Source organism: Mesorhizobium sp. M7A.F.Ca.US.005.03.2.1, assembly GCF_003997795.1.
In the GTDB taxonomy this organism is placed as follows: Bacteria; Pseudomonadota; Alphaproteobacteria; order Rhizobiales; family Rhizobiaceae; genus Mesorhizobium; species Mesorhizobium ciceri.
Genome location: NZ_RZRP01000424.1, coordinates 1 through 5,412, shown reverse-complemented (window position 1 = coordinate 5,412; position 5,412 = coordinate 1). Strand labels below are relative to the sequence as shown.

The 5,412-nt window shown below is 61.7% G+C and carries 6 protein-coding genes; 5 read left to right on the top strand and 1 reads right to left on the bottom strand.

What is annotated here, in order from left to right; genetic code table 11:
* A partial coding sequence (locus EN991_RS21925) for a LysR family transcriptional regulator (protein ID WP_127369533.1) occupies window positions 1-429 on the bottom strand: 429 nt, incomplete at its 3' end.
* 92 nt (window positions 430-521) lie between these two features.
* On the opposite strand from EN991_RS21925, the gene EN991_RS21920 reads away from it, so the two are divergent.
* From EN991_RS21920 to EN991_RS21900, 5 genes are all read left to right on the top strand, one after another.
* Window positions 522-680, top strand: coding sequence for a hypothetical protein (locus EN991_RS21920; protein WP_127369532.1), 159 nt, complete (start codon window positions 522-524; stop codon window positions 678-680).
* Window positions 681-764: 84 nt separating this feature from the next.
* Window positions 765-1,139, top strand: coding sequence for a membrane protein insertion efficiency factor YidD (gene yidD / locus EN991_RS21915; protein WP_127369531.1), 375 nt, complete (start codon window positions 765-767; stop codon window positions 1,137-1,139).
* 134 nt (window positions 1,140-1,273) lie between these two features.
* On the top strand, window positions 1,274-2,101 hold the full coding sequence (gene blaOXA, locus EN991_RS21910) for a class D beta-lactamase (RefSeq protein ID WP_013531977.1): 828 nt from the start codon (window positions 1,274-1,276) through the stop codon (window positions 2,099-2,101).
* Between the two features lie 176 nt (window positions 2,102-2,277).
* The gene (gene thrS / locus EN991_RS21905) at window positions 2,278-4,254 is read left to right on the top strand and encodes a threonine--tRNA ligase (protein ID WP_063172025.1); all 1,977 of its coding nucleotides are present in this window, start codon (window positions 2,278-2,280) and stop codon (window positions 4,252-4,254) included.
* 84 nt (window positions 4,255-4,338) lie between these two features.
* Window positions 4,339-5,277 carry a GNAT family N-acetyltransferase gene (locus EN991_RS21900; RefSeq protein WP_127369530.1) on the top strand — a complete coding sequence of 313 codons (939 nt, stop codon included), beginning with the start codon at window positions 4,339-4,341 and terminating at the stop codon, window positions 5,275-5,277.
* Window positions 5,278-5,412: the final 135 nt, after the last annotated feature.

Sequence of the window (5,412 nt, the reverse complement as noted above, 5' to 3'; positions counted from 1 at the left end):
AAGCTCCGGCTGATCGCTGCGGAACTCGATCAGCCTTGGATCGACCTCGAGAGAGACGTCGATGTCGGGCCGCAATTGGCGAAAGCGGTTGAGCCGGGGCACCAGCCACACGGAGGCAAGCGACGGCTCGACACTGACACGGACCACGGACTGCGCCGGTGTCGCCACCAGATCGCCAAGCAAGGTATCGATGGCGTCGAAACTTCTGACAAGCTGATCCAGCAGACGCCGGCCGGTGTCGGTCAGTTCGACTCGTCGATGGTGACGTTCGAACAAGGGTCGATGCAGGAAGATTTCGAGCTCGCGGATCTGCCGGCTGATCGCCGCCTGCGAGACGAAAAGCTCCTCGGCCGCCCGGCTGAAGCTCAGATGCCGGCCCGCCGCCTCGAAGCTCCTCAATGCCGTCAGCGGCAGGCGCCCACGCTTCATTTCGCATAACCCAGGATTATCCGAAGTGGAAATTATACTCGTTTGAAGGCGAAGGCCAGCGGCGGTCTAATCCATGTCAAAGGAGACCGACCATGATCCAGTTGCTGAACATTTTTGGCGATGTCATGCGGATCGCGACGTTTCAATGGCGTGACGAAAAGCAGCATTCAAAGCGCCGCGAGGGGCCGGCCAGTCGTGGCCGCTGGGCGCCGTCGGCTGACAGGCAGCCGTTTCGCCGTTCCCGTCCGTGATGGCGGGGCGCGCAAGGAGGGGGGATTGCGTTCTCCGGCGGAAGTCCACATCTATCGCCTGGGAAACGCGATACGGAGACTGTGGTGCGCGACCAGCATGGGCATGCGCATATAGACGGGTCGCAAAAACGCGGCCGCAACTGGCCCGGCCCCTGGCGCAAGACGCCAGGCCGTCTCCTCGGCACGTCGCTCGTGCGCCTCTACCAGCTGACGCTGTCGGGCTTTGTCGGCAATTCCTGCCGGCATCTGCCGACCTGTTCGGAATATGCGCATGAGGCGATCGCCCGCCATGGCCTGTGGGCCGGCGGCTGGATGGGATTCTTCCGCGTGCTGCGCTGCGGGCCATTCGGCACGCATGGCATAGACCTGGTGCCGGAGGCGCTTGCGGATCGCTATCTCTGGTTCATGCCCTGGCGGTACTGGCGGATCGGCAGCAAGCACGGCAAAGCGCAGGAATGATGGCCGGGGGGAGAGCAGGTTTACGATCCGGTAGGGTTAACAACAGCCTGCACAAAGACTGCGCATTTGAGACAAAATCGAGACAAGAGACCCCGCTAAGCCGCTCACGAACCCCCTTCTGGAGCGAGCAGAAAATGCGCAATTTCGACCGTCTTCCCTTCATCTTTGCCGGGATCCTGTTCCTGCTCGCCTGGCTGCTGGGATTTCCGTTGCGCGCGCAATCGGCGCCGCTGGGGGATTTGCAGTGCACGGTGATCGCCGATGCGGCGAGCGGCAAGACGCTTTACCAGGACGGAGTGTGCGACCAGCGGTTCAGCCCGGCCTCGACGTTCAAAGTGCCGCTGTCGCTGATCGGCTATGACAGCGGGATCCTGAGCGACGAGCATACGCCGGCGTGGGACTACAAGCCGGAGTTCAAGGCGGTGAAGCGGGACCAGAAGACCGTCGATCCGGTGATCTGGGAACGGGATTCGATCGTCTGGTTCTCCCGTGAAATCACCAGTCGGCTCGGGCCGGAAAAATTGGCGGGCTATGTCTCCAAATTCGGCTACGGCAATGCCGATGTTTCCGGCAATCCCGGCAAGAATGATGGTTTGACCCAATCCTGGATAAACTCCTCGCTCAAGATCACGCCGGTCGAGCAGGTCGATTTCCTGCGCAAGCTGCTGGCCCGCAAGCTGCCTGTCTCGGCCAGGGCCTACGACATGACATCAGCCATCATCCCGACCTTCCAGGCCGGAGGCTGGACGGTGCAGGGCAAGACCGGAAGCACTAGGCTGCGCAACGATGCCGACAAGGTTCAGGATAAGCGCTCGCTTGGGTGGTTCGTCGGCTGGGCGAACAAGGATGGCCGCCAGATCGTCTTTGCGCGCCTTGTCGTCGACACCGATCGGACCGATATGCCCAAAGGCCTCAAGACCCGAGCCGCGTTCCTGAAGGACCTGCCGCTGCTCATCAAATGAAGTCTGACATTTGAGCCGGGCTTTACGGCGGCGGAATCTGTCCATAAAAGACAGCCGCTGGCGGACGCATCCGGCCTACTCTTTGCATGTCGTAACCCCAAAACCGCCCACACATTTTTGGGCGACATGCATTTCAACCACCCGCGCTCGTTTGCGGGACTGGATAGGAGATATACATGCTGAATTCCGTTTCCCTGACATTTCCCGATGGCTCCGTCCGCGAATACGACGCGGCGATGACCGGTGCGGGCCTCGCCGAATCGATCTCGAAGTCGCTGGCCAAGAAGGCGGTCGCCTATGCGATCGACGGCACCGTCCGCGATCTCAGCGATCCGCTTGGCAAATCCGGCAAGGTCGAGATCGTCACCCGCGACGACCCGCGCGCACTCGAACTGATCCGTCACGACGCCGCACATGTGTTGGCGGAAGCCGTGCAGGAATTGTGGCCGGGAACGCAGGTGACCATCGGGCCGGTGATCGAGAACGGGTTTTACTACGACTTCGCCCGCAACGAGCCGTTCACGCCTGACGATTTTCCCGTGATCGAGAAGAAGATGCGCGAGATCATTTCGCGCAACAAGCCGTTCACCAAGGAAGTCTGGTCGCGCGACAAGGCGAAGAAAGTGTTTGCCGACAAGGGCGAACGCTACAAGCTGGAGCTGATCGACGCCATTCCCGAGGATCAGGATCTCAAGATCTACGCGCAGGGCGACTGGTTCGATCTTTGCCGTGGCCCGCACATGGCCTCGACGGGGCAGATCGGCAACGCCTTCAAACTGATGAAGGTGGCCGGCGCCTATTGGCGCGGCGATTCGAACAATCCGATGCTGACCCGCATCTACGGCACGGCCTGGGCTGATCAGGCGCAGCTCGAAGCCTATCAGACGATGCTGGAGGAGGCCGAGAAGCGCGACCACAGGAAGATCGGCCGCGAGATGGACCTGTTCCATTTCCAGGAAGAGGGGCCTGGCGTCGTCTTTTGGCACGCCAAGGGCTGGAAGATGTTCCAGAACCTGGTCAACTACATGCGCCGCCGCCTCGACGAGCAGGGCTATCAGGAGGTCAACGCGCCGCAGGTTCTCGACAAGAGCCTGTGGGAGACGTCAGGCCATTGGGGATGGTATCGCGACGCCATGTTCAAGGTGACGGTGGCCGGCGACGATACCGATGACGACCGGGTTTTCGCTCTGAAGCCGATGAACTGCCCGGGCCATGTGCAGATTTTCAAGCATGGGTTGAAGTCTTATCGCGATCTGCCTGTCAAACTTGCGGAATTCGGCAACGTCCACCGTTACGAACCATCCGGCGCGCTGCACGGGCTGATGCGCGTGCGCGGTTTTACGCAAGACGATGCGCACATTTTCTGCACCGAGGAGCAATTGGCGGCGGAATGCCTGCGCATCAACGATCTGATCCTGTCGACCTATGCTGATTTCGGTTTCGACGAAATCAGCGTCAAGCTCTCGACGCGGCCGGACAAACGCGTCGGTACCGACGAGGCGTGGGATCACGCCGAGGCGATCATGGGCGGCGTGCTGGAGACGATCAGGACACGGTCCGGCAATCGCATCAAGACCTCGATCAATCCGGGTGAGGGCGCCTTCTACGGGCCGAAATTCGAATATGTGCTGAAGGATGCCATCGGCCGCGAATGGCAGTGCGGCACGACGCAGGTCGATTTCAACCTGCCGGAGCGGTTTGGCGCCTTCTATATCGGCTCGGATTCCGAGAAGAAGCAGCCTGTCATGGTTCACCGCGCCATCTGCGGCTCGATGGAGCGCTTCCTCGGCATCCTGATCGAGAACTATTCCGGCCATTTCCCGCTGTGGTTCGCGCCGCTGCAGGTGGTGGTGGCGACGATCACGTCGGATGCCGACGACTATGCGACCGAGGTGGTGGCAAAGCTGAAGGCCGCTGGGCTGTTGGCGGAAGCGGATCTGCGCAACGAGAAGATCAACTACAAGGTCCGCGAGCACAGCCTGGCCAAGGTTCCGGTCATCCTCGTCTGCGGCAAGCGCGAAGCGGAAGAGCAGACGGTCAACATGCGCCGACTGGGCTCGCGCGACCAGGAATCGCTTGGCCTTGACCAGGCGATCGCGCAACTGACCGAGGAAGCCGTCACACCCGACCGCCGGCGCAAACGCGCGGCCTGATTGGCATAGTTTCGACCAAATGGCGGTGGAGCGATCCACCGCCATTTTCATATCCCTGTCACGCCGACCTTGTAACGAGCCCCTATGCTCAAGTTGAAATTGCGCGAACGACCCTTTCCCGAGCTTTCCTATGCCAATCCGCGCCAGCCGGCGCTGACGCGCTGGTTCATACATTCGGTCGAAGGCTTGTCGGGCCGCGACCGCTACACAGCCCTCTATGATTTCTGGCGCCGCCAGATCGTGCCGACCGGCGAACGCGTGTTCAGCCGCATGCTCGACCTGATCGACGTGCGGGTGCGGACCGCTGATCAGTGGCCGCCCGCGCAATTGCCGGACACGCCGCTGGTGATCGTCGCCAATCATCCGTTCGGCATCGGTGACGGTATCGCCGTGCTGTCGCTGGCCGAGCAGCTCGGCCGTCCGTTCCGGGTGATGATCCACAAGGATCTGCTCAGGATCCGCGAGATGGAGCCTTATTCGCTGCCGATCGACTTTTCGGAGACCAAGGATGCGCTGAAGAACAACATGGCCGTGCGCCATGAAGCGGTGCGACTGTTGAAAGAGGGCGTCACCATCGTGGTATTTCCGGCCGGCGGTGTCGCCACCGCGCCAAAGGGTTTTGGCCGGGCGCGCGATCTGCCGTGGAAGATGTTTCCGGCCCGCCTCGTCCAGGACGCCAGGGCGTCGGTCATCCCGATGCATTTTTCCGGGCAGAACGGCAGGCTGTTCCATCTTGTCAGCGGGCCGATGAACATGGCCGAGCGCGACGGCCGGGTGGCCAAGTTCGTCGGCAAGGCCTCGCTGACGCTGCGCACATCGCTGCTCATCCACGAATTCGCGCGGCTGTCGGGCAAGGCGATCGACGTGCGCGTCGGCGATGTGCTGAGCTGGAGCGAACTGGAGCCGTTGCGCGACCGCAAGGCCTTGCTCGACCGCCTCTATCGCGGCGTGTTCGACCTGGCGCCAGCTTTGCCACGCCGCCGGATCCCGTTCCTGCCGGCGCGGACCGAGCTGGCGGCTTGATCCTTAAAACGAAGGTTAATCCGCGCCTTCTTCAGGATCCATCGCCGCGGCCTCGGTGGCCAGAACCTCGATTTCCTGGTTCTGCCCGGCCACGACCGTAAAATCCTTCTGGTAGATGCGGTCGCGGTTCTTGGC